Origin of the sequence: Erythrobacter sp. SG61-1L, from assembly GCF_001305965.1 — a bacterium.
Taxonomy (GTDB): Bacteria; Pseudomonadota; Alphaproteobacteria; order Sphingomonadales; family Sphingomonadaceae; genus Andeanibacterium.
This window is the reverse complement of sequence record NZ_JXQC01000002.1, coordinates 37,541-61,118: the sequence shown is the minus strand read 5'-3', so window position 1 is coordinate 61,118 and position 23,578 is coordinate 37,541. Positions and strand designations below refer to the sequence as shown.

The following is a 23,578-nucleotide window of genomic DNA, read 5'->3' as shown; positions in this document are numbered from 1 at the left end:
TGCGCCAACCCGGTCCGGCTGATTGTCGTTGCAGGGAGAGGGGGCCGCGCGTCCCTTTCCCCGGCGAGACAAAAGGATCGCGCCGCCCTGGCGGCGCACTATCGACCGCGGCGCCAGATCCGCGCGCGCGACGATCGCGCCGGCGAGCTGGTCGACGTGGAAGGAAGGCAATGGGGGCGTTGCGGGGGTGCCCCCCGCTGAGGGGGTAGGGCGAGACAGCGAAGCGGCTCGAACTCAGGGGGAGGCTTCCCCCGCCCCTGCTTGATTTTTGCTATTCAAACGAAGATGTCTTACGCTGTCTTACAAGAACGGGAGGCGATCGGAATGAGCCTTTTTAATGTGCGTCTGCCGAGGGAGATCGAGGCAAGATTGAGCGAGGAAGCGGCTGCGCGCCGATGCAGTAAATCCGACATAGCGCGTGATGCGATTACGGCATTTTTCGCCCGAAAGGACAGGGAGAATTACGAGGCTGGGGATACGGAGGATGACTGGTCGGAGTTTGGCGCTGAAGTCATGGACGCCCAACGCAAGGTTTTTGAACGGGTGATCGCCAAGCTCTACGACGCCGAGTGGGCCGATTTGGTCGAGCCTCTTTATGACGTCTTTCGCAAGAAGGTCATCGAGAAATCGAAAGCCTATGGAATATCAGGCAATGCGGGGAACCCGACATTATCTCTCGACGCAAAGGGTGTGCCGATGGTTACGGCCGCGATCGGCTTTGCCGCCGATGATATTTTTGATCTCAGGACGCCGCTCGAAGATTTGTTCTATCAATATTGCGTCGATGCCGGAGACGAAGCGTTCGATGAGATACCCAGTATTTGGGAGCGGGCAAAGGCTCGACTTGCGGCTGACGCCGCCTCCGACCAGATGGAAGCCTGACGAAAACATGGCCGCGCGGACCTGTGGGACGCGCGGCCGCCGCCGATCCAGGGGACCGGCGGGGCTTCGCCCGTCTCGTTCCTAGAGGGAGAGACGTTCGGCCATATAGTCGCCGCTGCGTTCGCAGTCCTCGCAGGTTTCGTGATCGTGGACCGAAATGAGGGTCCATTCCTGCGCCTCGGCATCCCATGCGGCAGCGGCATCCTTGAATATGTTGGCGCTCCCGCAATGCGGGCAACGCAATTCGATCTTGTCCATGATCCTGTTCCCTATGTTATCGAAAGGCGCTGCGTTCTCACCCTCGGCGCGGGTCATCGGCCCGCCTCCGATTCAGCGATCCGGTCCAGAAAGCGGACCATTTGAGCGGACAGCGACAAGGCCGTAGCGGCCGCGTCCTCGCGGTCCGTGGTGTAATAGGCAACGCGCTCGGCATGGTCGCGCCGCCAATCGGCATCATGCTTGCCCTGATCTGCGCGAGTGATGGAAGCGAGCCGGTAGCTGACGCGATATTCTCCGTCCCGCTTGGTGATGGCCATATGCGGCAAGGCGCGCACGGCAGCGAAAAGAGCGCGGTCGGTCCTCATGCCTGCGCCTCCCGGTCCGAGAGGTCGGCCACCATTGCAATGCCGTCCTCGAACCCGTCCTCGATGGTGGTGATAAGGCCGTCGAAATCCTCGTCCGGCCCCAGCATGTCGGCCAGCATGATCGTGATTTCCACGTCAACGCCATAGTGATGATAAAGATTGAGGAAGTGACCGATGCGGTCGTCAACGCCTTCCTCAAGGTAGCGGGCGAGGTCGATTGTGCGCTCGGCGTTGATCCGTTCGATCGTGGTGGCGTCGATACTATGCAGGGGATTAACGAGTCCCATGTGCTTTTTCCTTTCTGAAAATGGAGCCGAAGGCGATGGCGTCCATCGGCTTCTGCCTGAGTGGCGAGCCGGGTCGGTGAATGGCGCAAATCAGGGCCGGGGACGGCGGAGGGGAATCACCCGTCTGCACAAGCCGAAGGTGCGGAAGGCGGGGATACCGCCGTGCCCGCCAAGCGCGGCCGACGGCCGCGACGGTCCAGCCCTTGCGACAGGGGGCAGGAACAGGCCCCGAAGCGCCTGATACCAGCGCGGCCGATGTATCGGCGGCTATTCGATCATTGGCCGGTTCGCCGGCGAATGATCCTCACCGATGGCAGCGGCCCGGTTTCATGGACCGGGCCTCCCCTTCCCGCCTGCTTCGACAATCCGGGCCGCAAGCCACGCCTTCTGCTGACCGATGCCAAGGCCGATCATCGGAACGCGCGCACGTTTACCGGCATAATCGAGCAACGGTGCGCGGTAGTGCTTGCCCGCGAGAAAAACGATCTCGCCCGCATAATCAGCGCCTAGCGCCTTATCGAGCTGGTCCGCCACGCGCGTTCCCCATAGGCGGCGCTCGGCCGCGCTCATCATGGCATGTGTCGTGTCGTAGGGGTCGATATGCGCGCCAGGATCAAGCAAACCATGCTCGGCCGACAGGATGAACCATCGGCATCCGATGGCCTCGACATAGGTGCGCGCTTTCCTGAACCAGTCCGATTGATAGAGGTCGGCCGCGCGCTCGCGCTGCGCGGCTTTTTGCGCCGCGCAGCTTACAAGATAGACCGCTGCGGCGCTGCTCGCTTCATGCGCGGCATGGGCCGGAAGCATCGGCATCATTGGCCGTCCTCCATATCCGCGAAATGGTCGGCAAGATGATAGGCGAGAAGCTGGCGGCCCCATGTTTTGGCGATCAGTTTGGGGGTCGGAATATAGCGCGGCGGTCGGACGCAATCGCGGGCCATCGGTCAATCCCCCTCGTCCCGTTGCCTATCATCGCGCGCGGCTTCCTCACCTTCCATATCGGCGGCCTGCAAGCGGATCAGGATGCCCAAATCCCATTGCTCCCCCGGAACCGCGACAAAGGAGCCGAAGGCTGTTTCAGGGGTGGGCTTCGCGATGCCATCCAAGCCGTCATGGCTGGCGAACAATGCGTCGATCGCGCGGGCAATGTGGGGATTGGAGTGAGTGCGGGACGTAAAGACGAAATCGGCCCCGCCAAAAACATGAGTCCAGGGCGAGGGACAATATTCGCCGCCATCGTCCATGTCGGTGACTCCGCCCTCATATTTGTCCGTCACCTCTTTCACGCGGCCCTCGGTCGGGCCATCGGTCCATGTGATGTCAATGCTTCCATGATCGCGATTGCGGACCGAAAAGCGGACGCCGGGAAAGACCGCTTTCAGTTCGGTGCGGATATTCTTGACCGCCAGCTTGCCCGAACGGAGTTCTTCGCCCTGAAGCAAATTCTTGAGGGCCGGGTCGGCGCGTAGGCGCTGGACAGCCACGGCAAATCTAAGGACCGCATCCTCGGCCGCCTTGCGCGCGTTCGCCGCCACATGCGCGGCATAGGCCAGCGCCTCGGCAATCTCCTTGTCCGTCGCAATGCCGGGCAGGATCGACCATTGCACGCCCCGAATGATGCACTCCGGCAGCTTCAAGGATTGGTGGCCGTTCTCGAAAACAACGTCGAAAGTGGCGCTGCCTCCCCTGTGAGAGACGCCGCCCGCACAGGACACCGTATCGGGCCGCTGCTCGCCGTGGATTGCATAGACGATGCCCCTGCCCGCGTGGCGCAGAACGCAATTTATCCGGGTTCCGACAATGATGGTCATTTCTCTTTCCTTCCTTTTCATTGGCCGTCAGGCCGATGGCCTTCGCGCCATCGACCGGCGGACACGGACGCCCAAGAACGCGGGGAGAGTGGGGGCAGCGGGAATCTGCCGGAGTGGTGCGGGCAGGCGCTTCGCGCCAACCCGGTCCGGCTGATTGTCGTTGCAGGGAGAGGGGGCCGCGCGCCCCTTTCCCCGGCAAGACATGAAGATCGCGTCGCCCTGGCGGCGCACTATCGACCGCGGCGTTAGATCCGCGCGCGACGATCGCGCCGGCGAGCTGGTCGACGTGGAAGGAAGAGACAGGGGGGCGTTGCGGGGGTGCCCCCCGCTGAGGGGGTAGGGCGAGACAGCGAAGCGGCTCGAACTCAGGGGGAGGCTTCCCCCCCTGCCCTGCCCGATCGCAATTGGCATCGGCCTATTTGTCGGATACCGTTCCCACATGGAACGGACCGCCACGAAATCGCGCAAGGCTATCGGCTACATGACGATGTTCGGCGCTGGCATCTTCGCTATGTGGGGAGCTGCGATCCTCATCGAAGATTACATGATCTTCATGCTGGTCTTTTTCTTGGTCATCCTGCCGATCACGGACCGGCTCACCCGCGCGGTTAGCGGCTTTTCCTGCAACGAGCTGCTGGGATTCGGATCAAACGACAGCGCGCAGCGTCGGCGGTCCGGTGACGAGGTTTCATAGCGGCAACGCCAGTTGATTGCGGTCGGGTCCAGGCACGCCGGACATTTTTTCGATGATGGTCGCGGCGATCGCGTCGGCCGCGCGTTCGCGCATCTGCTCATCGGGCATCGTCAAGGCGACACGCGCCCATCCCGGCGCTGTCAGAATGATCGCGGACAGCTCATCACATCCGACTCGTTCCAAGATTCGTTCCATGCGACAATGAGAACAAAAAAAGAACATAAACGCAAGCCCGCTTAACGGGGCTGGCGGGGGCAACGCTGATCGTCGCGCCAGTAGCGGCCCCAGCGCGCGACCGTGCCGCTGGCGAGCATCGCGCAACTGAGATTGCGGCCGTCGCCAAGGGTGCAAAAGGCTCCGGTCCGGTTGCCCCCGGCGCTGCCGATCGACAGGCAGCGCATGGTGGGCGCGTTGACGCGAATATGATCGTAGGCAGCGCCGCGAAACCGGATGCGCCCGCTCGCGCCGCCAAGCAGGTTCACCAGCGCCCGCATGGCATCGTCGCCGGAAGCGTCGGGACAGGGGTGGCCGCGTCGACAGCTATTGTCGCGCTCGCGCGCGGCGATCCCGGCGACGCGGACGCGCGGACCTTCGGCGCACCAGACCGGGCCGTCGCCATCGGCAACGAGTGTCGGCGTGCAAAGGAAAACCAGCCCTGCGGCGATAATGCTCATAACACCAATCCATAGCCCAAGGCGGCACCGATCATCATCGCTGTGATCAAAATCCAGTGGTCCAGCAGGATCACATAGCCGAAGCCGGAATCATCATCGGGATCAGGCCCTTGCATCATAACGGGCATATTGACGGATTTGTAAAATAGAGACAATCCGACAATATGCGAGCCTAAGCTGCCTTGCCGGTTTGTTCTTTTTCTGTTCTTGCTGGCCCTTCATTTCCGAATCGAGCCAGGGACATGCGGAAGCCGGACAGCATCGAACATCTATATCTCGACTTTGACGGCTTTTTCGCGTCGGTGGAGCAATTGCGCGAACCGCGCCTGCGCGGCCGCCCTGTTGGGGTCGTGCCCTATCAGGGTGGCGGGCGAACCTGCATCATCGCCTGTTCGCGCGAGGCGAAGGCGCGCGGCGTCAAGTCGGTAATGATGGTCGACGAGGCGCGCGCTGTGTGCCGCGATCTGGTGCTGGTGCCGCAAAAGCCGGACCTATACCGGCGCGCGCATAATGCGCTGGTGAGCGAGATCGGCACGGTGATTCCGGTCGATCAGGTGAAGTCGATTGATGAATTATCCTGCTGGCTCGATCGCAAGCATCGCGCCGCGCCGCATGAGCTGGCGGACCGCATCAAGACGGTGATCCGCTACAATATCGGGGCCACCCTGACCTGCTCGATCGGCATGGCCGCCAATCGGCATCTGGCGAAGATCGCGAGCGACACGCGCAAGCCTGACGGCCTGGTGGTCTGGCATCCTGAAGATGTGCCCGCGCAACTTGCGCGGCTGAAGCTCTCGGACATTCCGGGCATCGGCCGCTCGATGGCAAAGCGGCTCGCGCGCGCCGGGGTGGTCGACATTCCGGGCTTCATGGCATTGCCGCCGAAACAGGCGCGGGCGCTGTGGCGCAATGTCACGGGCGAGCGGCTTTGGTATGCGCTGCATGGCTACGCGATCGAATCCCCGGAAACCGAACGCAATATGTTCGGCCATTCACGAGTGTTGCCACCTGACGGCCGCGGCCTCGACGATGCGCGCGTGATGGGCCGTTTGCTTCTGATCAAGGCGGCGCGGCGGATGCGCCGCGCCAATTTCTACGCTTCGGCCCTCTATCTCAGCCTGCGCGGCTATGAACGGAGCTGGGGCGATGTGGAGGCGCTGGGCGAGGTTGCCGACGATATGGCGATCCTCGCCGCGTTCGCGCGGCTGTGGGAGCATGTCGTCGCGGTGATCCCGCCCGCCACGAATATCCTGCGGCTGAGCGTGACGTTGGGCGAGCTGACCGACGCCGGGGCGCGGCAACCGGATCTGTTCGCCAATGACGATGCTGAACGGCAACGCTGCGAGATGCTGACGCAGGCGATGGACAGCCTCAACGCGCGCTATGGGCAAACGGTGGTGAGCCTGGGACCGTGGGCGCCGCCTGCGGGGGGCAATGTCGGGTCGAAGATCAGCTACACGCGGATTCCCGAAGCGGAGGACAATTGGTGAGCTGGCTCGATACCGTCCAGCTTCGCGACCTCGATACCGGGGACCGGCTCGAACTGACATGCCGCCGCTGCGGCAAGGTCCGGTTCGTGACAGCGGGCGAGCTGCTGGCGCGCGGAGATTTCGGGCGGCTCTGGCTGTCCGAAGTCGAAGCGCGCGCGCGGTGTCGGCAACGCGGCTGTGGCGGGGTAATGCGTCTCGCCATGCCGCGAAGCGGGGACACGAAAGGCTTCGTCGGAGGGATCGCCTAGACAGTGATAGGATTGGGCATCAGGGCAAGCGTCGGCGTCGTGCAACCCGCTGGCTCCCATTCTCGTCTAACCTGCCATTCCTTGGCTCTGCTGAATGGCACATTCGATCCGTGACAGGGGTGGATGCCCACGTCACCTCCCCAATCGGAAACACATGCGCCCACGTCGCCCGCCAGTAAACGCACGGCATCAATCGGCCTGAACCAACCTCGCAAGGCGCGTGATCGTGTTACTTGCACGGGCACTCCCACCATCATTATCTGGCGAAAATAGGGGTCCGCGGCCTGATACATCCGATCGACGGCCAAACCAGGCTCGATGTTGAAGAATGACCATTCAGGGGGCGCGTTAGGATCACATAGCTCATTTCCGATACGGGGTGGCTTTCGGGAAGGCGGCGGAATGTCAGTCACGATCTCGGCCGCTAACGGCGGCCGATCGTCGATTGCCTCGGATCGTTCATCATCCGATGGCGAAAGCGAGCAATTGGGGATCGCAAGCGGCACCAAGAGGACCGCGTGCATCAAAGCCGAAATAAACAAGGCGCTCGCGGCCGTCTTTCGCTCGCGTCCGCTTTCCGACATATCAAAGGCGGCGTTCCCACCCACGCGGGCGGGGATGGCCAGTCACATCATGCACGCGGTCCAACAGCGCGCGAAGGCACACGCGAACCTGAGCGGGTGTAAATCCACCGTCATCGGGTTCCGACTGGCCTGACGGGCGGACTTGATTCCAGCGATGATAGGGGGTGAGGACGAGCGCCAGGCGTGCCATCTCCGGGCAATTGTGCCCCAATCCAGTCGCATTGGCATAGGCTAACGACTTGGCGACACGGAGGCCGATGTTACGGGCGCACCATTCATCGGTAAAACCGATGTCCAGCAAGTGGGAGGATAGCGCGAGCTGGGCGGCAATGCCTGACCGATACAAAAAGGTTTGCCATGCCAAACGTCCCTGCGGTTGTTCAGTGGGGAAGAAACCTTCCGCAACATGATAACGCTGGCGGCTAAAGGCCCGCCCCTCTCTCGATCGAACAACGGTCGCCGCGGCGTCACCATAGCTTTCATACAACGGCGTCAGCGCCTCACCCCAGGGCGCGGCCGCTACCGCCGGTGCGGCCGCGATCGCTCGCAACAGACTGCGGCGCGACGTGCCAGCACCCGTCAACGAATCATTCGCGCCGTATTGGTCTGGAGACATGAGAATCACCTTCGCCGCTGATCTCCATCACCAAAATTGGTGTCCGGAGATAATAACCGGCACCGCTTATAACATGAATAACAGGAAAAACTCAATAAGCGGTGCCGGTTATTAGGCTTCGCATTGAACCCATCTTGGGCTGGTTTACGACGCAGGAATGGGAAGGCCGCCGCTCAACGTGAAATCAACCAACATCCGCCTGCCGGAAGGTCTTGGCGAGCGCATTGACAAGCTGGTGGGACGCCAGCGACGGGCCGCGTTCATCCGCGAAGTCCTTGAGCGCGAAGTCGCCCGACAGGAAGGAGATCGGACCGGCACCAAGGACGATCCGCACTCAGAATGACGCGCGGGGCGCTCGGCGGCTTTTAGGTTCTACCGGAATCTGCCCTTGTGTGGTCATCCATCGCCTAGAAGATCGACAACGCTGCAATTCAGCGCCTTCGCGATCGCCTCCATGACCTCCAATGTCGGATTGCTGCGGCCTTTCTCGATGTTCGACAGGTGCGATGCGGCAACGCCGGATCGCTCGCCTAGCTCAGCCTGCGACATATGGAGAATCTTGCGGCGCTCCCGGCAATTTCGACCGAGAAGCATGGCGTGCTGCGATGCTGCGGCATGAATGATACCGCGCTTTTCGGCCGCCTCGTTCGCTTGCTCCTGACTATTCACGCCCGCGCCCCTAGTTAGCGTCATTTTCCAGTTACGAATCAGCAAGAGAATTGATGCTTAAAACCCGTCGCCTTATAACCATCTTGCGGGTGAACCATGAAGGGTGAAACGCACCCATCCTGGTTGCCTACGCGAGATCGTAGCTGCGAATATCCGCCGCCACCGGAAGGCGCTGGGTATCAGTCAGCAAAATTTTGCCTATGACATAGAAATGGACCGAACCTATTTCGGCGGAATTGAGCGCGGCGAACGCAATGTCTCGATTGATAATATCGAGCGCATTGCGAAGGGGCTGAGTATCCATGCCTATCTTTTGCTGATGCCTCCCGACATTTCGGGCGACGTGTCCGAATAAGGCGGGGTCGGCGCTTCACAGGTCCAGTTCCCCTTGCCGAAACTCGGCGGGTTCCTCCCCTTCCCTGCCCTGCCACGCGATCTTGTCGTCCTGCCAGATGGTGACGAAAGCGCGGCCCCTGCCCCATTCGGGTTCGGGATCGGGCTTGCGCTCGAAATTGTGGCAAAAGCTGCGGCCCATCGTTCCGCCGCTGGCGATGGGGCCACCGGGACGGTGGCGGATGCGATGGCAATAACCGCTCGGCTCCTTGACGCGGCGGCCATAGCCGCCCTTCCACGCGCGATAGTCGGATTCCTCGCGCTCGGTGGGCGGCTCCCAATGGAGGCAGCGGCTACAGGCAGCATCATAGGGCCGTGGCGCATGGGCCGGGGACGGCCGCGCTGGATCGTCCAGCGGCAGCCCGCCATTATCGCCTATTCCGGTGCGGTGCGGTGCGCTCATAGCTGATCCTCAATCGGCTCCACGTCGCGCAGCTCGACGAAAACGATTTTCTCGGATCGCTCGGCCCCCACCGGATCGAGATAGATATGAACATGATCGGTAAGGACTCTGGATATGCGCCAGACCACGCCGACGCGGCCGACTCTGCGCTCGAATTGGCCGTCTATCGAACCTGTCGATCCAGTGAGGCGAACGCGCTGGCCAAGGCGCAGCCAGTTCGCGGCGGACCGGAGCATCGCCGCCTTTTCCTCATCGCTGAGCGCGGGGCGGCCGATGCCGAAAGCCGCATTGGGGTCGCGCGCGATCCGGGCCAGCTTCTCGTCAACAGGCTCCGGTTGCCAGTCGATTACCGGCCCCGGCCTCGTCCGGTGCATGTGGATGATCGGCTTCGCGCCGAATAGGTCCGGCTGCACGCCTATGGTCCGCTTGGCGATCATGGCGGCGTGATAATCGTGACGCCATTGCCCATCGGGCGTTAGGCGCGGTTGCTCACGCGCCAGCGCCATAAGCTCGGCAAATTCCGCCGCCGACACGGTGGCGATTTCCGGGTTGTAACCTGTCACCGCTGGGGCGCGTTCGTCTGTGTCGCTGCTCATGTCGCCGCCCTTTCCGCGATGGCGGCAGCGGCCAACAGGCGAAGGAAAGCAGAAAGCCGCTCGATCCTGTCGGCGGTGGTGTCGTCGCCTGTCGTGCCCATGTCGTAATGGTCAAGATAGGCGCGCAATAGCGCGCGATATTGATGTGCGTCGGGACCGCTGGTGAGGCTCGCTGCCAGATAGTCATATCCGGTCTGCAAGCGCGGCTCGTTGTTCGGGGTCATGGCGCGATCCTTTCGGGAAATGGCGGGGCAGCGCGCGGCCGCCCCCTGATCGGTCAAGCGGCCTGCCTCGCGGGCTGGTTGGCCATGTGAGAGAGGATCAATTCGCTCGCGGTCTGCGCGGCGGTGGCCGCGCGGAAGATGGCGCGCTTGTCATTGCGAAGGGCCTTGAGCCAATCGGCAATATAGGCGGCGTGATCCTCGCGCTCGGTCGGTTCCATGCCTAGCTGCGCGCAAAGCATCGCTGCGCCAATCTCGGCAATCAATTCCTCGAAAGCCCGGATTTCCTTGCTGTCAGCATATTTGCGAAGGCTATCGCGGTCCAAGCGGTCGGGATGCCCGGTGCTATGGATTCCCTCATGGGCAAGGGTCGCATAGAAGGCGTTGCCGCTCACGAAATCAGCGAAAGCGGGCATTTGGATACAGTCGGCGCGGTCGTCATAGAAGGCGCTGCCGCCCCCTTCCCGATAGGTGACGGGATAGCGGGCAAAAGCCGCATCAAGATCGGGGTCGCGCTGGTCGCGGTTCTTGATCTCGACAACCGGGACCGGATATTTCGCCATGTCCAGGCCGTCGATCTGCTCGACATTGAACACAACATAGCGTTTCAGATAGCGGCGGCTCGCTTCCTCGCCGTCGCTGTTCGTGACAGGTTCGCCCGTCTCGCCGTCCTTTGGGGTGAAGGTTCCAGCGTGAACGACAAGATTGCCCTTCTCGCCCTTGCGGACCTGACCGCCTAGCTCATCCGCTTGCCGGTAGGTCATCCAATAGGGATTGGAATAGCCGCGCGTCATCGCTGCGGACCAAAGCAAGAGGATATTGATTCCTTGGTAGGCCGTTCCTTCGTGGCGCAAAGGAAGCGTTGCAGCGCCCGATGCCCATGATGGCGACCATGGGCGGGTGCCTGCCTCCAACAGTGCGATAATGCTGGCTGTGACCTCTTCGTAAACGTCGATGCGGTTGGCTTGCGCGCTGCGGGTTGATTTCCGTGCCATATGCTTGTTTCCCTTCCTAAAATGGAGCCGAAGGCGATGGCGTCCATCGGCTTCTGCCTGAGTGGCGAGCCGGGTCGGGGAATGGCGCAATTGAGGGCCGGGGACGGCGGAGGGGAATCACCCGCCTGCACAAGCCGACGGCGCGGAAGGCGGGGATACCGCCGTGCCCGCCAAGCGCGGCCGCCTGCGGCCGCGACGGTCCAGCCCTTGCGACAGGGGGCAGGAACAGGCCCCAGAATCAGAAACAAAGACGAGAAACGGGAAAAGTCGGCCGCTCGTCGGCCGTCGATCTATGACGGCGCGCGCGCGAGCGGGGGGATGCTCACGCGCTGCGCCGCCCCATCACCATGCCGGTTGCTGGCGGGGTGATGAAAAGAGACGCCGCAAAATCCGCGCACGCGGATCCTGCGACAATTTCATGCGAGGATCGTCACCCGCATAATGCGGGTTCGGCCGCCCCGCCCTCCCCTTCTCAATCGGCATCGGGGCTGGCGTCGTCGCCACCGTTTCCAGCGCGATTGTGTATATAGAAATGTTTGGCGATCAGGTCGGTGCCGTAAATGGTTTCGCCGCCACGCTCGTAGGCGGTTTCTTCAGGGACTCCGGTAATACGAACCAGGTCGCCAACGCCAGCCTTCTGCGCCTTCTCAGCCACTTTGCCGAAGCAAGTCACGCTGTTCCAGCGGGTATGCTCCGTCCATTCATCGCCTTCCTTGCGGGAGTATTTTACGGCGACCCGGACATATGTGACCTTCTCACGCGGTCGGATGCTGCCGATATTCCCGATGATATGAAACTCTGCTGTGTCACGCGACATGGCTTCAACTCCCTTCCTTCAGTGAAATCGTCATTCGACCGGAATGGCGGGAACCTCATAGGCTCCCCCTCCCCGCTCGATATTCGTTTGCAGAATGACCGGCCCTTGGTCGTTTCCGGTCTGGATCGACGGCCCGATCTGATCGCCGTTCTTCAAGGCCCACCGCTGCGGCAATTGATGACGCGCGAGATTTTGCGGTGTCACGACACGGCGGTAAGTCTCGATCCAGTCGCTCGCGATCGCGTGCTGCGCTGAGTCCAGGGTAAGTTCCCCGTTGCACACCATACGATGCAGCACGGTTTCGAGCGCGTCTTTGCGGCTCGCGTTCCACGGCCCGGTCCATGATTGGAGCCACAGATTGCGCGCGTCGGACGCAGCGCCGCCAAGGGAGATCGGGACGAGCTGATCCAGCGCATAATTCTCCGCGCTTTCGTCGGGGAGCCGTGCGCTGGCGAGGCGGCGCCGCGCCGCGGCCGTCCATGACGGCTTGGGCGTGCGCGCGGACAGATAACCGGGATCGCAGACGGTCGAAGCTATATCGTGCTGGGTTATGGCCGGGTCGACGGCACCGGGGGTTTCGATCCGTTCGGGGAGGAAGGTTGAAACGCCGGGAACGGGCGGGCGATCATGCCGCAATGCGTCGATGGTGCCGGCGACTTGGCAAAGCGCCTGGTCAACGAACTGATCGCACGCCCCGCGCGCGCTTTGCAGCGGATTGGCGATCAAATCGGGGTGAGCTTTGGAAAACAGGGCAGCGAGAATGATCCCGCCTGAAAAGAAGATCGGGATGCGGCCGATCACGCGGCCCGCCATGCGTCGTTCCAGTCGCCACCGGGGGGTGGCAGCTCGACCGCGATCGTTCGGCCGCGAGCGCCAAGATGCGGTCTGGCCTTGGCCACGCCATTGGCGGCGGCTGCGCCGTGCTGCGAATAGATGGTGATCGAACGGATATGGTCGGGGATATGGACCCGCGCATATAGCTCTGCCCCATTCACGGACCAGCAGCCCGCAAGGCCAAACAGGGCTATTACGGATTCGGCTTCCTCGAAACCTTCAGCCAGATTGAGGTGATCGCCGTCCAGTTGACCGATACGGACAGCGCCGCCGCGCGGATCTCCAAGAGTGCGCTTTGCATCTTCGAGCAACGGATGCTTGTTGCCATCGCGGTCGACGAACACGCGGGCCAGGGCGACGATTTCGCGCCGCTCGATGATGGGCAGGAAGAGGGCTGGAAGGCGAAGGCGCTCGCCGCCTTCATAGGTAAGCGCGGCGGGATCATAGCGGCCGATGGTCGAATGACCGAGACGGCGGCTTTCGAGATAGAGTTGGGCGGGCGTTCCGGGGAGCGGCAAAGCCTTGCTCCAAAGGTCGCGGGCGAGCGGTGCGAGGTCGCGCCGTTGCGGCGGGTTGGGATCGCGTTCGGTGGGACGGATATAGCCACCCTTCTTTGACAACGCCTCCATGATCGCGGCCTGGCTGCACCCGGCGAAGCAATGGAACAGCACGGCGTCTCGGCCCGGTGTGATCGAAAGCGATGGGCGCTTGTCGTTATGGGCCGGGCAGAGTGCCTTCCCATAACTGCCGTGCCAGGTGCCATTCAGCCGCCGCACAGCCTCTTTCGCCGCTGCCGTGGTCGTGATTGTCATGTGTCGGAAATAGCGTATAATACAAATCCGACAATGATTATTCCATTTGCCCTGCCCTTTTACCTCCCTGCCAAGCCCTCCGGCGGCGAAGCTGCCGGTTGCGACCGTGCGGCAAGATCAGGTGCGTAACGGGTGAGCGCGGTGCGATCGGTCTTATTGAGCAGCGGTCGCGGTCCTTTGGCGCAACACTGCGTGGATCACCTTTTCAATCGAATCATTATGAAAAACGCCCGTCGCGAATGCGGCGGGGTGATTCCAGATTCTAAGATTCATGATTCAGGGGGAGGCAAGTATCTGGATTAGCGCGATAAATGAAGGTCAATCCTGTCGTCCTGGGGGCATTAGCCTGACGCCTTGGGGGCTAAACCCTGTCGGTTTGGGGGCCGTAACCTGTCCGATCGGGGGGAGCCTGACGCCTTGGGGGCGATTCGCGAAATCGGTGATAATTGGTCCCTCCCCTCGCCCTTTGTGGCGCTTATCGAGGTCCGCGACCGATAACGCGCGACTCGTGATGACTCCTTGGCTTTTCCGGGGATGGCGCAAAGATTCAAACCTGTCGTCTTGGGGGCTGTCCTTTCCGTTATCCTGTCCTGACTTGACGAACGGCGACAGGTCAGGCAACCCATGAAGGGCGAGGTGATAGCGATGGGGAAATCGCAAGCGATAGATATAACCGAAGCAGAGGAATTAGTCTCCCCTCGCTCGATGAAGGTGGCGGCCACGCTCCAGCGCAAGGGCGGCGAAGAATTTGCTAAGCCCGGAAAGCTCGTTGAAGTCCGCTTCGTCAAAGGTCAATCGCTAAGCCTTGCGGCCTCACGCCTGTTCGCACTGATGGTTCTTTCCGCTGGCGGCGATGCGTGGCGCGATATGCGGCACCGGCTGCGGAAGTCCGATATTCGGCGCGGTCACAAGAGCAATGAACGAATACTCGACTTGCTTATGGAATTGCACGGCACGCTGTTTGCCGAAAATGATACGTCCTGGCGCGGAAAGCGCGCGACCAAGCGTTTCAGCCTTATTTTGCGATCCTGGGAGGAAAGCGAAGAGAGCGAGGAAACGGGATGGATTGAATGGGAGTTCACGCCCGATGCGCGCAAGCTGATCCAGGAATCGGAAACCTATGCGGTCATGCACCGTCAGGCCGTGCTTGGGTTCCGATCCGCCTATTCGCTCAAGCTCTATGAGGAAGGGGCGCTTCGCCTGCATCGGCGGCAACCTGTATGGAAAGTCGATATAATCGGTTTGCGTGCTGCCTTGGGTATCGACCCGGACGCCTATGCCGACTTTGCTCAGCTCCGTCGCCGGGTGTTGAAAGTCGCGCAGGCGGAGATTGACCAACTGGCGCATTTCACCGTGGAGTGGACCGAGACGAAGCGTAGTCGCGCCGTCTCCGAAATCGAATTTCGATTTAAGCCCAAGGCACCGCCCGAACAGATTGAAACCGTCGACGAACTGACCCGTCATTCGAGCGGTCGTGTCGCGCGCCGCGAAAAGACCGTCGAAACGATGACGGTCGCTGACGATCAATTGGTATCGCCGGATGCGATCGGGCAACTGGTCGCGGGACTGTCAGCAAAACTCGCCGCGCCCGACAGCACGCCGCGCGCCAAATTCGCCTCCTTCCCTTCGGGTTCCCTGAAATACGGCAGCGAAGAGTTCTACGACATTGGCAAGACCTACGGTGGTGGCTGGGACGTGGACATGATCGCGACAGCTTATCGGGACAATATGGGCGAGCGGCTACACCGCATTAGCGGACGGGCGCTCGAAAAATCATGGAAAGGCTGGTGTGAGTCGTATTCCGCCCGTCGTGGGCGACCCTCTTAGGCACAAATTGCAGCCCTGCAATTTGTGCCTTCATGGCATCCGGTGGGTGTAAATTGCAGGGCTGCAATTTGCACCGGCAAGGGATGGATGTGCCCCCAAGACGACAGGTTAGGAGAGGGCAGAGTGAGGGAGGAGGGGCAAAACCACCCCTAGCTGTGCGTTACCTTTCGAAAGTGGCGGGGGCTACGCCGCACTTTCGATTATCAGCCCATTGTTGACCAAAAAGCGAAAGTTGGCCATTGTCCCTTTAGATTTCACAAAGGGAGCGCCAATGGCATCTGCAATCGACAATGTTCTCGAAGAACAGACACTAAGCGTTGCCGATCTGGCGGCCCGGTCGTCGTCGGTTCTTGAACGGCTGCGGAGCGACGCACAATCGGCCCGCGCGGGTGAGAGGCGCGAGCCGACTTTTCCCATTGGCAAGGCCGCCGAGCTGGTTGGAAGGACGCCAGCGGCGATCCGCGATGCAGAGAATGACGGCCGCTTGGTGCCGCCGCCTCGCGGCAAGAACAACCGGCGCGTCGGATATACGCTCGCGCAGCTCAATGATATGCGCGGGACGTTCGGAACGCGGCCCTGGCGTCGACCGGACGAACCTTGCGCGATTTTGGCCGTTCAGAATTTCAAGGGCGGCGTGGGGAAATCCACGATCAGCGTTCATCTGGCGCAAAATCTGGCGATCAAGGGCTATCGCGTATTGCTGATCGACTGCGATAGCCAGGCATCGGTTACGACCCTGTTCGGCTATGTTCCCGATCTGGATTTGACTGAAGCGCAAACGCTCTATCCCTTCCTGCGCGAAGGCGAGCGCGACACGCTGGAATATGCGATCCTCAAGACGCATTTCGACGGACTCGATCTGATCCCGGCGAATTTACATCTGTTTCAGTCCGAATATGAGATTGCTGCGCGTATGGCGCGAGGGGAGGGGGTTCTGCTCGATCGCCTCGCGCAAGGAATCGCGTCGGTCAGCGATCTTTATGACGTGGTGGTCCTCGATCCGCCTCCGGCGCTGGGCGCAATCTCGCTGTCGGTGCTGCGCGCTGCCAATGCGCTTGTCGTGCCGGTGCCGCCAACGGTGATGGATTTTTCCTCCACTGCGGCATTTCTCGCGATGCTCGATGAAACGATTGAGAATCTGAAGGAACATGGTCTTGCGCCCAATCTCGCATTTCTGCGCTTCGTCGCGTCGAAGGTCGACGAGAACAAGTCGATGCAAAAGGGCCTGCTCGAATTGATGCGCCAGCTCTACGGCAATGCGATGTTGCGGACGCCGCTTAAAAACTCGGCGGAAATCGACAATGCCACGGCGCGACTGATGACGGTCTATGAAGTCGACAAGCCCATGACCGGCAAGGACGTGCGTGATCGTTGCCTGACGTATCTCGATGGCGTGTGCAACGAAATCGAGCTGGATATTCGGCGGCTCTGGCCAAGCCATTTGGCCAAACTGAGGAAGGAAGGCCATGCCTGATCGGACCAAATTGCAGGGCTGCAATTTGTGCCATGCGGGCATTGTGAGGACCAAATTGCAGCCCTGCAATTTGTGCCAAAGGAGCGGGCGGTGAGTTCAAATAACAAGAGTTTTCTCGACAATCTGGCGAGTGCGGTTGAGGTCAAGACTCCCTCTCCTGATCGCCCTGCGGAGCGCAATTCACGCTTGGGGAAGGGCGTTTTAGGCAATCGCGCCAACAGGCTGTCCGATCTGGCGTCGGGCGCGGTGGTCAACAATCCGCAAGAGCTGGTGGACCCCGCGCGATGCCGGATTTGGGAGCATCATAACCGCGATTACACGGCGCTCACCTATGAACGCTGCGCCGATGTGATCGAACCGATGATCGCGCAGGGTAAGCAGGAATTTCCTGCGATCGTGCGCCGCGTTGCCGATGATCCCGACTATGATTTTGAGGTTATCAGTGGTGCGCGCCGCCATTGGAGCGTGACATGGCTGCGCGCGCATAATTATCCTGAATTTCGCTATCTCGTCGAAATTCGCAGTCTTACGGATGAACAGGCTTTTCGCCTTTCCGACATTGAAAACCGGGCGCGCGAGGATCTGAGTGATCTCGAACGCGCGCGTGATTATCTGAAGGCGCTCGATCTCTATTATGATGGTAGTCAGAAGGAAATGGCGAGGCGCATAAACCAGTCGGAGTCCTGGCTGAGTCGCTATCTCGATCTGGCGCGCTTTCATCCCGACCTGATCGCCGCTTTTCCCGATCCCTTTGAATTGAAGATTTCGCATGTCGGCCAGCTCAAACCGCTGCTGAAAGGCGATGGCTCGCGCGCCGCCGTGATGGATGAAGCGCGGCGGTTGAAGGAAGCGAGGGAGGCCGGGGAGGAAGGACAGCCCGCAACCGTCCCCGATGTGCTGCGCTCGTTGACGGCTGCTGCGGGCCGCGATGCGGAGAAGGCCAAGCCCACTCCGCCCAAGCCGGTAGCCCCCAAGAAGTCAGGAATGGACGATTTCACGGTTCGCAACGGAAGCGGTGCGGCTCTGTTCCGGGTGGAGGGTAAGGACCGCAAAGGGAAGGGGCTGAGCCTGACACTATTCCTGAAAGGCGGCGGAACACGCGAGGAAACGGAAGCTGCCTTGCGGGAATTGCTCGATCATCACTGGCCTAAAGGGAGCTGACTGGCACAAATTGCAGCCCTGCAATTTGTGCCGGAGGGCGCAAGCGGATGCTCGATGCGATAGGAGAGACGAATAGCCACAAGCCCGTAAATGTGGTAATGTGGGTTTGTTGTAATTTATGAGGTTCTTATGAGTCGTCTGACGATCGACATAACTGACCAGCAGCATATGAGCTTGAAGGCGCTCGCGGCGTTGCAGGGCAAGACGATCAAGCAATATGCGCTTGAACGTCTTTTTCCGGCTGATGGTAGCGATCAGGCATGGCAGGAATTGAACACCCTGTTGAACAAGCGGATTGCTGACGGACTGGCGGGCAAAGTGTCGTCCAGAAGCATTGCCGACATTGTGAATGAGGAGTTGGGCGAGGATGGCCGCGCTTGACCGCTGGCTATGTTCTCACTGATGCGGCCGATGCCGATTTGAGTGGCATCGTTCGCTATACCCGCAAGCAATGGGGCGCGTCCCAGGTGCGTCGCTATATGGCCGATCTGCATGAGGGCATCGCGCGCCTTGCTGCCGGGGAAGGGCGGTTCAAGTCTCTGGACGCGATCTACCCGGCGTTGCGGATGGCGCGTTGCGAACACCATTACGTCTTTTGCTTGCCGCGCGACGATGCGCCCGCGCTGGTGATCGCGATCTTCCATGAGCGCATGGATCTGATGACGCGACTTGCGGACCGGCTGAAATAGCCGGAGCTAGATCGCCGCGCCGCCTAGCAGGCGGTCGATCCGCTCCATTTCCTGATCGAAAGCATCGAACACCTCGGCAAGATCGCGGCTTGCGGCGGGCAGGGGAGGGGGTTCCTTGGCGGGCCGCCCCCGCTTGAGCCGCGCATAGCCAAATTCGACGGCCAAGTCCGGTGCAAGGAACTGGCGCCAGCTCCGCCGCTGGGTGATCTCGATCAGCAGGCCAGCGGCCGCGGCGCGGTCCAAGAGCTTGCTCGCGCCCGCGATGCTCATCCCAAGCAAGCCTGCGACCGATTGGGGAGACAGGAGAGGACGGTGCTGGCTCAACGCCAGCAGGGCCGGGAGCGCGCCAGGACGGTATTCAGCCGCAATCGCGCGCTGGGCGTTGCGATATTCCCTTTCGAGGCTGTGAAGCCGCTCCAGGCCGATTTCAGCGGCATTGGCGAGCGAGCGCAGGACAGCGAGCCAATCGGCTTCATTGGGCCGGGGCTTCATCCGGAGCGCCTTCGCGCCCCCGGCAAGACAGGGCAGTGGGGCGGCGGAAAGGCCACGGTCGCGCAGCGCAAACGGCAAGGACAGCCAGGCCATGACGCTATGGTCGATCCGGGCGAGCTGGCGCAGCGTATCGAGCGCGCGGATAAGGGGAGGGTGATCGGCCGCCTCTGCCGGATCTCCGATCGCGGTGGGCAGGCGGTCGCGCCAATGATGCCTGTCGTCTTCGCGCAAGGCCGCGTGCCACTCGTCGAAGCGGCCGAACAGGTCGAGATGGCTCGGAATCGCAGGTCGGTGGGGCAGGGGAAGGCCACAGCCCCACGAAAATACGTCGATTTCGTCGATCTCGGCCGACTGCAATTGCAGCCCCTTCGCATAGCCGGTCCAGGCCGCGCGCGCCGCCCATGCCTTTGCCACTGGACTGACGCAAATCCGGGCGTCGAGACGGGCGATTGCAGCCGTGGCCGCTGCGATCGCGGCGACCATAGGCGGGGCATATTCGGGGCCGTAGCGGCGGGCGGAGGGCAGGGCGGCCATGCCGTTACTTAACCGAAAAGTGATCTCGGTTAAATGTGCTATGATGCAGAGTGGTGATAATACACCCTTATCAACACCCTATACAATAGAATGTCGCCGCGCTAATCCTCGTCGCCATGAACGCCGATGCCCCTGAACCTCCGGCACAGCCGTCGCCAGCGGCCGCGTTGCCCGTTCCTTTCCCCGATCCTTTCGTGGCGGAAGTCGTCGAGGACGTGCGCGATCTTGTCGGCGCTGGCGTCCGCCTCGATGCTGAACTGGTGTCGGCCGCGGTGCGGGGCTGGTCGGACAATACCCGCCGCGCCTTCCGCTCGGACCTGACGGTATGGGGCGATTGGTGTCGCCGCCATGGCGTCGTCCCGGCGCGGGCGACGCCAAGCCATGTAGCGGCCTTTATCCGAGCGCTGTCGGGCATCGACCCCTCGGCCGAAGAAATCCGCGCGATGGCGACGATCGAACGCTATGTCTCTTACATTGGCCGGGCCTATCGCTTGGCCGGGCTTCCCGATCCGACAAGCGGGGAATTGATAACCTTCGAGAAGAAGGCGGCGCGCAAGAAGCGGGGGGTTCGCCAGCGCCAGGCCCGTGCGATCCGCTTCAAGGGCGATATTGCCGATTTCGACAGCCCGGCCTCCGGCGTGTGCCTCGCCCATTTGCTGAAGGCGGTCCGGCGCGATGAGATGGGCCTGCGAGACGAGGCGTTGATGCGTGTCGCCTATGACGTGGCCGCGCGCCGCTCGGAGGTGGTGGCGATCGACGTCGACCATATCCACGGACCGGATGCACAAGGGGCAGGGGCCTTGTTCATCCCGTCGAGCAAGACCGATCAGGAAGGCGAGGGGGCCTGGGGCTACCTGTCCCCTGCGACGATGAAGGCGATCGCGCGGTGGCGCGAGGCGGCGCGTATCGATAAGGGGCCGCTGTTCCGCCGCATCGAAACCCACTTTGACGGCTCGATCGCGGCGATCGGGACCAAGCGGCTGCATCCCAACAGCATCAACCTCATCTACAAACGGCTCGTGCAGCGCGCGTTCGACAAGAAGTTGCTCGGCCCCATGAGCGAAGCGGAAGTGGCGCGCTGGGTTGCGGCCGTGTCGAGCCATTCGCTCCGCGTTGGCGTGGCGCAGGACAATTTCGCCGCGCGCGAGCCCTTACCCGCGATTATGCAGGCATACCGCTGGCGCGATCCCAAGACGGTGCTGCGCTATGGCGCGCAGCTCGCCGTGAAAAGCGGCGCGGCGGCTCGCATGGCGGCGCGGGTCAACGAAAGTTAGGAGGCGCGCCCCGCGGCGTCTTCAACGGTGGTTGCTTTGTCGATGTGGGGGCGGCCTATCCGACGATGACTGATCCATTGCCGTGCCCGTGGAAAAATTGACATCAAACATATGAATACATATACATATGAATTATTCAGTCTGATGAAAGTCTCTCAATGGCCCATTCGCACGCAGAACATGGTCACGACCACGACCACGATCATTCGCACACGCCGACTATAACCAGCGACAACGAACGGAAGGTTCTCTTATCGTTCGGCCTGATCTTCACGTTCATGGTCGTCGAAGTCGTAGGCGGCCTGCTCTCGGGCTCGCTCGCCTTGCTGGCGGACGCCGGGCATATGATGACCGACGCTGCGGCGCTCGCGCTCGCCTATGCGGCGTTTCGCTTTGGGCAGCGCGCCGCCGATTCGAAGCGCACCTTCGGCTATCTACGATTTGAGGTGGTCGCCGGCTTCGTCAACGCCGTCACCTTGTTCGCAATCGTGGGCTGGATCGTCTATGAGGCCTGGGAACGCTTTCAGGAGCCGCAACCGATCCTCGCAGGACCGATGTTCGGCGTCGCAGTCGCGGGATTGCTGGTCAACATCCTCGTATTCTGGATTCTGACGCGCGGCGACAGCGAGCATGTCAACATCAAGGGTGCGGCGCTGCACGTCCTGGGCGACTTGCTTGGCTCGGTCGGCGCCGTGGGGGCTGCGATCGTGATCTATTTGACGGGCTGGACGCCGATCGACCCGATCCTGTCGGTCCTCGTTTCGCTGCTGGTCCTGCGGAGCGCATGGAAGCTGGCCGCCAGATCGCTGCACATCCTGCTCGAAGGTGCGCCCGATGGTGCCGCGCCGGAGAAAATCGAGCGTCATTTGCTGGAGCATGTGCCGGGCGTGGCTGCGGTTGGCCATATCCATGTGTGGTCGATCACGTCGGGCCGCACGCTGGCGACGATGCACGTCCGGCCCACGAACGACGCCGAGGCCCGCATGGTCGTGCGCGCAGTCGAGCGCGAGTTGGAGAGCCATTTCGAGATCGAGCACGCCACCGTGGCTGTCGACTGGAACGAGGAAGGCGAGACGTGCAGTCTGGCGCCCGGCGGCAGGCTGAATCAAAAGCATGAGCACGGATCGGCTTGTCACGCACATGCCCATTGAAGTCTGCTCAACCCGCGACCGATCTATTGAGGGATCGGGGGTGCCGGTTCTCCAATCGGCACCGCGCATGACATGGACCTGAGCCGTGCAATGGTCTTCATGAGATGATATATGTGAACATATCGTGATATGTTCCATTATCGGGTGGCGGGTCTATGAACACAGACGACGTTTCGGACTTTCAGTCGAGCACACAGCGGGTCGCCATTCTGGCCGAAACCTTTCGCTTGCTCGGCGACCCGTCCCGCCTGCGCATTCTGCTGTTCTGCTTGCAAAGTCCCAAGGCGGTGGGGGACATCGCAAAATCCCTCAATCTCTCTCAGACGCTGGTGAGCCATCATCTTCGTCTGTTGCGCGGTGCCCGCCTCGTTCGCAGCGAACGGCAGGCCAAGAAGGTTTTTTATGAGGTGGCCGACGAGCATGTGAGCACCATGCTCGTCGATATGCTCAGCCATATAGATGAAGATCACGCCGACGACTGATCGAACGGTGGCTGTTGATGACTGTCAAAAGGATAGCCCTCCAGGATCGGTCGATCCTGGAGGGCTAGTCAATGTCGGGCTGCACGAGCAAGGCGGTGCTGGTCGGGGGGCTACTTGCTCCGATCGGCAAGCCATTTCTGCATCATCGCGATCTCGCCTTCCTGAGCGGTAATGACATCCTGCGCCAGTTTGCGAACCTTGGGGTCTTTCCCGTGTTCGAGAGCGACCTTGGCCATATCAATGGCGCCCTGGTGGTGCGGGATCATGCCGCGCATGAAATCGACGTCGGCATCGCCGGTGAACTCGATCTCCATATCGGCGTGCATCTTGTCGTTCGCCGTCTGATAATCGCGGATAACCGGGTTATCTGAATATTCCGGGCTTCCATGCCCGCCATGAGCGCTTTGCATCAGTGTTACTCCATTCGCCTGCGGGCCGATTCCAGATTGTGCGTAAGCGAGAACGCCGACGGCCAGGAGCGCGCCCGCAATGAATATAGGCGTCAGCTTGTTCATGATCGTCTCTCAGGCCTGTTCAATGGCTCGCGCGGGATAACCGTCTGCCGCGAGCGCGGCTTCGATGGCCTGCGCGGTGGCCACGCTATCGACCGTGACTTTCTTGGCCGCGATATCCACTTCGACCTTCGCATTCGGGTCGATCGCCGCGACAGCCTGCGTGATATGCTTGACGCACGAACCACAGCTCATGTTTTCGACGTGAAACTGCATTGAAAATCTCCATTGTTTCTAACGACGAATCACAAGCTAACCTTTCCCATCGTTGGAAGGTCAAGGCCGGTCTCACGGTCTTTATCATGAAGGAGATTGCACCTTCCGGCGTTGCGCCGTGATTGGGAGCGAATTTTGATCTCATTGTCGTGG

The 23,578-nt window shown here is 61.4% G+C and carries 35 protein-coding genes; 13 read left to right on the top strand and 22 right to left on the bottom strand.

Annotated features, from left to right (window positions below):
• Positions 1 to 324 precede the first annotated feature (324 nt).
• Positions 325 to 882 carry a CopG family transcriptional regulator gene (locus SZ64_RS00390; RefSeq protein ID WP_162225039.1) on the top strand — a complete coding sequence of 186 codons (558 nt, stop codon included), beginning with the start codon at positions 325 to 327 and terminating at the stop codon, positions 880 to 882.
• Between the two features lie 81 nt (positions 883 to 963).
• Here SZ64_RS00390 and SZ64_RS00385 read toward each other — a convergent pair whose 3' ends face one another.
• The 5 genes from SZ64_RS00385 to SZ64_RS00365 all read right to left on the bottom strand — a co-directional run bounded on the left by SZ64_RS00385 (position 964) and on the right by SZ64_RS00365 (position 3,567).
• On the bottom strand, positions 964 to 1,140 hold the full coding sequence (locus tag SZ64_RS00385; RefSeq protein ID WP_156313365.1) for a hypothetical protein: 177 nt from the start codon (positions 1,138 to 1,140) through the stop codon (positions 964 to 966).
• Positions 1,141 to 1,193: 53 nt separating this feature from the next.
• Entirely contained in the window at positions 1,194 to 1,466 is a 273-nt protein-coding gene (locus SZ64_RS00380) for a hypothetical protein (protein WP_054529004.1), read from the bottom strand.
• Positions 1,463 to 1,753 carry a hypothetical protein gene (locus tag SZ64_RS00375; RefSeq protein WP_054529003.1) on the bottom strand — a complete coding sequence of 97 codons (291 nt, stop codon included), beginning with the start codon at positions 1,751 to 1,753 and terminating at the stop codon, positions 1,463 to 1,465. Before SZ64_RS00375 ends, SZ64_RS00380 begins: the two co-directional genes overlap by 4 nt.
• 327 nt (positions 1,754 to 2,080) lie before the next feature.
• On the bottom strand, positions 2,081 to 2,572 hold the full coding sequence (locus SZ64_RS00370; protein WP_241772939.1) for a DUF6884 domain-containing protein: 492 nt from the start codon (positions 2,570 to 2,572) through the stop codon (positions 2,081 to 2,083).
• Positions 2,573 to 2,700: 128 nt separating this feature from the next.
• Positions 2,701 to 3,567 carry an LPD29 domain-containing protein gene (locus SZ64_RS00365; RefSeq protein ID WP_054529002.1) on the bottom strand — a complete coding sequence of 289 codons (867 nt, stop codon included), beginning with the start codon at positions 3,565 to 3,567 and terminating at the stop codon, positions 2,701 to 2,703.
• 439 nt (positions 3,568 to 4,006) lie between these two features.
• On the opposite strand from SZ64_RS00365, the gene SZ64_RS00360 reads away from it, so the two are divergent.
• Entirely contained in the window at positions 4,007 to 4,261 is a 255-nt protein-coding gene (locus SZ64_RS00360; protein ID WP_054529001.1) for a hypothetical protein, read from the top strand.
• Here the strand turns inward: SZ64_RS00360 and SZ64_RS00355 are convergent.
• From SZ64_RS00355 to SZ64_RS19000, 3 genes are read right to left on the bottom strand one after another with little or no spacing between them, the layout of a single operon-like run.
• Positions 4,256 to 4,456: a DUF6771 family protein gene (locus SZ64_RS00355; protein WP_156313363.1), complete on the bottom strand. Its 201-nt coding sequence runs from the start codon at positions 4,454 to 4,456 to the stop codon at positions 4,256 to 4,258. The genes SZ64_RS00360 and SZ64_RS00355 overlap by 6 nt on opposite strands.
• A gap of 41 nt (positions 4,457 to 4,497) precedes the next feature.
• Positions 4,498 to 4,935, bottom strand: coding sequence for a hypothetical protein (locus SZ64_RS00350; protein ID WP_054528999.1), 438 nt, complete (start codon positions 4,933 to 4,935; stop codon positions 4,498 to 4,500).
• Positions 4,932 to 5,063, bottom strand: a complete 132-nt coding sequence (locus tag SZ64_RS19000; protein ID WP_277813727.1) for a hypothetical protein — start codon at positions 5,061 to 5,063, stop codon at positions 4,932 to 4,934. Before SZ64_RS19000 ends, SZ64_RS00350 begins: the two co-directional genes overlap by 4 nt.
• Positions 5,064 to 5,177: 114 nt before the next feature.
• Between SZ64_RS19000 and SZ64_RS00345 the strand changes: the two genes are divergently transcribed.
• Positions 5,178 to 6,425, top strand: a complete 1,248-nt coding sequence (locus tag SZ64_RS00345) for a type VI secretion protein ImpB (protein ID WP_054528998.1) — start codon at positions 5,178 to 5,180, stop codon at positions 6,423 to 6,425.
• Positions 6,422 to 6,673, top strand: a complete 252-nt coding sequence (locus tag SZ64_RS00340) for a hypothetical protein (protein WP_054528997.1) — start codon at positions 6,422 to 6,424, stop codon at positions 6,671 to 6,673. Before SZ64_RS00345 ends, SZ64_RS00340 begins: the two co-directional genes overlap by 4 nt.
• Here SZ64_RS00340 and SZ64_RS18680 read toward each other — a convergent pair.
• The 4 genes from SZ64_RS18680 to SZ64_RS18890 all read right to left on the bottom strand — a co-directional run bounded on the left by SZ64_RS18680 (position 6,670) and on the right by SZ64_RS18890 (position 8,587).
• Positions 6,670 to 7,281 carry a hypothetical protein gene (locus SZ64_RS18680; RefSeq protein ID WP_162225038.1) on the bottom strand — a complete coding sequence of 204 codons (612 nt, stop codon included), beginning with the start codon at positions 7,279 to 7,281 and terminating at the stop codon, positions 6,670 to 6,672. The genes SZ64_RS00340 and SZ64_RS18680 overlap by 4 nt on opposite strands.
• Positions 7,259 to 7,873 (bottom strand): hypothetical protein, encoded by a 615-nt coding sequence (locus SZ64_RS18060; protein WP_082384352.1) that lies wholly within the window; start codon positions 7,871 to 7,873, stop codon positions 7,259 to 7,261. Before SZ64_RS18060 ends, SZ64_RS18680 begins: the two co-directional genes overlap by 23 nt.
• A 184-nt stretch (positions 7,874 to 8,057) precedes the next feature.
• Entirely contained in the window at positions 8,058 to 8,207 is a 150-nt protein-coding gene (locus SZ64_RS18675) for a hypothetical protein (RefSeq protein ID WP_162225037.1), read from the bottom strand.
• A 62-nt stretch (positions 8,208 to 8,269) separates the two neighbouring features.
• Complete coding sequence (locus tag SZ64_RS18890; protein ID WP_241772938.1) at positions 8,270 to 8,587, bottom strand: helix-turn-helix transcriptional regulator; 318 nt, start codon at positions 8,585 to 8,587, stop codon at positions 8,270 to 8,272.
• Between the two features lie 58 nt (positions 8,588 to 8,645).
• Between SZ64_RS18890 and SZ64_RS00320 the strand changes: the two genes are divergently transcribed.
• Positions 8,646 to 8,897: a helix-turn-helix transcriptional regulator gene (locus SZ64_RS00320; protein ID WP_054528994.1), complete on the top strand. Its 252-nt coding sequence runs from the start codon at positions 8,646 to 8,648 to the stop codon at positions 8,895 to 8,897.
• A gap of 15 nt (positions 8,898 to 8,912) precedes the next feature.
• Here SZ64_RS00320 and SZ64_RS00315 read toward each other — a convergent pair whose 3' ends face one another.
• The 7 genes from SZ64_RS00315 to SZ64_RS00285 all read right to left on the bottom strand — a co-directional run bounded on the left by SZ64_RS00315 (position 8,913) and on the right by SZ64_RS00285 (position 13,613).
• Positions 8,913 to 9,338 carry a hypothetical protein gene (locus tag SZ64_RS00315; protein WP_054528993.1) on the bottom strand — a complete coding sequence of 142 codons (426 nt, stop codon included), beginning with the start codon at positions 9,336 to 9,338 and terminating at the stop codon, positions 8,913 to 8,915.
• Complete coding sequence (locus tag SZ64_RS00310; protein ID WP_054528992.1) at positions 9,335 to 9,934, bottom strand: hypothetical protein; 600 nt, start codon at positions 9,932 to 9,934, stop codon at positions 9,335 to 9,337. The genes SZ64_RS00315 and SZ64_RS00310 overlap by 4 nt, the downstream gene beginning before the upstream one ends.
• Positions 9,931 to 10,158 carry a hypothetical protein gene (locus SZ64_RS00305; protein WP_054528991.1) on the bottom strand — a complete coding sequence of 76 codons (228 nt, stop codon included), beginning with the start codon at positions 10,156 to 10,158 and terminating at the stop codon, positions 9,931 to 9,933. Before SZ64_RS00305 ends, SZ64_RS00310 begins: the two co-directional genes overlap by 4 nt.
• A gap of 53 nt (positions 10,159 to 10,211) precedes the next feature.
• A complete protein-coding gene (locus tag SZ64_RS00300; protein ID WP_054528990.1) occupies positions 10,212 to 11,150 on the bottom strand; it encodes a zincin-like metallopeptidase domain-containing protein in 939 nt (312 codons plus the stop codon).
• A gap of 472 nt (positions 11,151 to 11,622) precedes the next feature.
• Entirely contained in the window at positions 11,623 to 11,967 is a 345-nt protein-coding gene (locus SZ64_RS00295; RefSeq protein WP_054528989.1) for a single-stranded DNA-binding protein, read from the bottom strand.
• A 30-nt stretch (positions 11,968 to 11,997) separates the two neighbouring features.
• Entirely contained in the window at positions 11,998 to 12,780 is a 783-nt protein-coding gene (locus SZ64_RS18780; protein ID WP_054528988.1) for a hypothetical protein, read from the bottom strand.
• A complete protein-coding gene (locus SZ64_RS00285) occupies positions 12,765 to 13,613 on the bottom strand; it encodes a toprim domain-containing protein (protein WP_156313361.1) in 849 nt (282 codons plus the stop codon). Before SZ64_RS00285 ends, SZ64_RS18780 begins: the two co-directional genes overlap by 16 nt.
• Before the next feature lie 705 nt (positions 13,614 to 14,318).
• On the opposite strand from SZ64_RS00285, the gene SZ64_RS00280 reads away from it, so the two are divergent.
• The 5 genes from SZ64_RS00280 (at position 14,319) to SZ64_RS00260 (ending at position 18,764) form a co-directional block, all read left to right on the top strand.
• The gene (locus SZ64_RS00280) at positions 14,319 to 15,440 is read left to right on the top strand and encodes a replication initiation protein (RefSeq protein WP_054528987.1); all 1,122 of its coding nucleotides are present in this window, start codon (positions 14,319 to 14,321) and stop codon (positions 15,438 to 15,440) included.
• A 271-nt stretch (positions 15,441 to 15,711) separates the two neighbouring features.
• On the top strand, positions 15,712 to 16,914 hold the full coding sequence (locus SZ64_RS00275) for an AAA family ATPase (RefSeq protein ID WP_054528986.1): 1,203 nt from the start codon (positions 15,712 to 15,714) through the stop codon (positions 16,912 to 16,914).
• Between the two features lie 72 nt (positions 16,915 to 16,986).
• Entirely contained in the window at positions 16,987 to 18,075 is a 1,089-nt protein-coding gene (locus SZ64_RS00270; protein WP_241772937.1) for a ParB/RepB/Spo0J family partition protein, read from the top strand.
• A gap of 129 nt (positions 18,076 to 18,204) precedes the next feature.
• Positions 18,205 to 18,456, top strand: a complete 252-nt coding sequence (locus SZ64_RS00265) for an antitoxin (protein WP_054528984.1) — start codon at positions 18,205 to 18,207, stop codon at positions 18,454 to 18,456.
• The gene (locus tag SZ64_RS00260; RefSeq protein ID WP_054528983.1) at positions 18,453 to 18,764 is read left to right on the top strand and encodes a type II toxin-antitoxin system RelE/ParE family toxin; all 312 of its coding nucleotides are present in this window, start codon (positions 18,453 to 18,455) and stop codon (positions 18,762 to 18,764) included. Before SZ64_RS00265 ends, SZ64_RS00260 begins: the two co-directional genes overlap by 4 nt.
• A 6-nt stretch (positions 18,765 to 18,770) precedes the next feature.
• Here SZ64_RS00260 and SZ64_RS00255 read toward each other — a convergent pair whose 3' ends face one another.
• Positions 18,771 to 19,790: a hypothetical protein gene (locus tag SZ64_RS00255; RefSeq protein ID WP_241772936.1), complete on the bottom strand. Its 1,020-nt coding sequence runs from the start codon at positions 19,788 to 19,790 to the stop codon at positions 18,771 to 18,773.
• A gap of 116 nt (positions 19,791 to 19,906) precedes the next feature.
• Here SZ64_RS00255 and SZ64_RS00250 point away from each other — a divergent pair, with 116 nt between their 5' ends.
• The 3 genes from SZ64_RS00250 to SZ64_RS00240 all read left to right on the top strand — a co-directional run bounded on the left by SZ64_RS00250 (position 19,907) and on the right by SZ64_RS00240 (position 22,697).
• Complete coding sequence (locus tag SZ64_RS00250; protein ID WP_054528982.1) at positions 19,907 to 21,064, top strand: tyrosine-type recombinase/integrase; 1,158 nt, start codon at positions 19,907 to 19,909, stop codon at positions 21,062 to 21,064.
• 158 nt (positions 21,065 to 21,222) lie between these two features.
• Entirely contained in the window at positions 21,223 to 22,215 is a 993-nt protein-coding gene (locus tag SZ64_RS00245) for a cation diffusion facilitator family transporter (RefSeq protein WP_054528981.1), read from the top strand.
• Between the two features lie 155 nt (positions 22,216 to 22,370).
• On the top strand, positions 22,371 to 22,697 hold the full coding sequence (locus tag SZ64_RS00240; RefSeq protein WP_054528980.1) for a metalloregulator ArsR/SmtB family transcription factor: 327 nt from the start codon (positions 22,371 to 22,373) through the stop codon (positions 22,695 to 22,697).
• A 110-nt stretch (positions 22,698 to 22,807) separates the two neighbouring features.
• Here the strand turns inward: SZ64_RS00240 and SZ64_RS00235 are convergent, their stop codons facing one another.
• Together SZ64_RS00235 and SZ64_RS00230 are read right to left on the bottom strand one after the other, a co-directional pair.
• Positions 22,808 to 23,212 (bottom strand): DUF305 domain-containing protein, encoded by a 405-nt coding sequence (locus SZ64_RS00235; protein ID WP_054528979.1) that lies wholly within the window; start codon positions 23,210 to 23,212, stop codon positions 22,808 to 22,810.
• Between the two features lie 9 nt (positions 23,213 to 23,221).
• A complete protein-coding gene (locus tag SZ64_RS00230) occupies positions 23,222 to 23,425 on the bottom strand; it encodes a heavy-metal-associated domain-containing protein (protein WP_054528978.1) in 204 nt (67 codons plus the stop codon).
• Between the last annotated feature and the right edge of the window lie 153 nt (positions 23,426 to 23,578).

Coding starts and splice junctions, on each gene's coding strand:
- SZ64_RS00390 (WP_162225039.1), top strand. CDS start 325: ATGAGCCTTTTTAATGTGCGTCTGCCGAGGGAGATCGAGGCAAGATTG.
- SZ64_RS00385 (WP_156313365.1), bottom strand. CDS start 1,140: ATGGACAAGATCGAATTGCGTTGCCCGCATTGCGGGAGCGCCAACATA.
- SZ64_RS00380 (WP_054529004.1), bottom strand. CDS start 1,466: ATGAGGACCGACCGCGCTCTTTTCGCTGCCGTGCGCGCCTTGCCGCAT.
- SZ64_RS00375 (WP_054529003.1), bottom strand. CDS start 1,753: ATGGGACTCGTTAATCCCCTGCATAGTATCGACGCCACCACGATCGAA.
- SZ64_RS00370 (WP_241772939.1), bottom strand. CDS start 2,572: ATGATGCCGATGCTTCCGGCCCATGCCGCGCATGAAGCGAGCAGCGCC.
- SZ64_RS00365 (WP_054529002.1), bottom strand. CDS start 3,567: ATGACCATCATTGTCGGAACCCGGATAAATTGCGTTCTGCGCCACGCG.
- SZ64_RS00360 (WP_054529001.1), top strand. CDS start 4,007: ATGGAACGGACCGCCACGAAATCGCGCAAGGCTATCGGCTACATGACG.
- SZ64_RS00355 (WP_156313363.1), bottom strand. CDS start 4,456: ATGGAACGAATCTTGGAACGAGTCGGATGTGATGAGCTGTCCGCGATC.
- SZ64_RS00350 (WP_054528999.1), bottom strand. CDS start 4,935: ATGAGCATTATCGCCGCAGGGCTGGTTTTCCTTTGCACGCCGACACTC.
- SZ64_RS19000 (WP_277813727.1), bottom strand. CDS start 5,063: ATGCCCGTTATGATGCAAGGGCCTGATCCCGATGATGATTCCGGCTTC.
- SZ64_RS00345 (WP_054528998.1), top strand. CDS start 5,178: ATGCGGAAGCCGGACAGCATCGAACATCTATATCTCGACTTTGACGGC.
- SZ64_RS18060 (WP_082384352.1), bottom strand. CDS start 7,873: ATGTCTCCAGACCAATACGGCGCGAATGATTCGTTGACGGGTGCTGGC.
- SZ64_RS00315 (WP_054528993.1), bottom strand. CDS start 9,338: ATGAGCGCACCGCACCGCACCGGAATAGGCGATAATGGCGGGCTGCCG.
- SZ64_RS00310 (WP_054528992.1), bottom strand. CDS start 9,934: ATGAGCAGCGACACAGACGAACGCGCCCCAGCGGTGACAGGTTACAAC.
- SZ64_RS00305 (WP_054528991.1), bottom strand. CDS start 10,158: ATGACCCCGAACAACGAGCCGCGCTTGCAGACCGGATATGACTATCTG.
- SZ64_RS00300 (WP_054528990.1), bottom strand. CDS start 11,150: ATGGCACGGAAATCAACCCGCAGCGCGCAAGCCAACCGCATCGACGTT.
- SZ64_RS00295 (WP_054528989.1), bottom strand. CDS start 11,967: ATGTCGCGTGACACAGCAGAGTTTCATATCATCGGGAATATCGGCAGC.
- SZ64_RS18780 (WP_054528988.1), bottom strand. CDS start 12,780: ATGGCGGGCCGCGTGATCGGCCGCATCCCGATCTTCTTTTCAGGCGGG.
- SZ64_RS00285 (WP_156313361.1), bottom strand. CDS start 13,613: ATGACAATCACGACCACGGCAGCGGCGAAAGAGGCTGTGCGGCGGCTG.
- SZ64_RS00280 (WP_054528987.1), top strand. CDS start 14,319: ATGAAGGTGGCGGCCACGCTCCAGCGCAAGGGCGGCGAAGAATTTGCT.
- SZ64_RS00275 (WP_054528986.1), top strand. CDS start 15,712: ATGGCATCTGCAATCGACAATGTTCTCGAAGAACAGACACTAAGCGTT.
- SZ64_RS00265 (WP_054528984.1), top strand. CDS start 18,205: ATGAGTCGTCTGACGATCGACATAACTGACCAGCAGCATATGAGCTTG.
- SZ64_RS00255 (WP_241772936.1), bottom strand. CDS start 19,790: ATGGCCGCCCTGCCCTCCGCCCGCCGCTACGGCCCCGAATATGCCCCG.
- SZ64_RS00250 (WP_054528982.1), top strand. CDS start 19,907: ATGAACGCCGATGCCCCTGAACCTCCGGCACAGCCGTCGCCAGCGGCC.
- SZ64_RS00245 (WP_054528981.1), top strand. CDS start 21,223: ATGGCCCATTCGCACGCAGAACATGGTCACGACCACGACCACGATCAT.
- SZ64_RS00240 (WP_054528980.1), top strand. CDS start 22,371: ATGAACACAGACGACGTTTCGGACTTTCAGTCGAGCACACAGCGGGTC.
- SZ64_RS00235 (WP_054528979.1), bottom strand. CDS start 23,212: ATGAACAAGCTGACGCCTATATTCATTGCGGGCGCGCTCCTGGCCGTC.
- SZ64_RS00230 (WP_054528978.1), bottom strand. CDS start 23,425: ATGCAGTTTCACGTCGAAAACATGAGCTGTGGTTCGTGCGTCAAGCAT.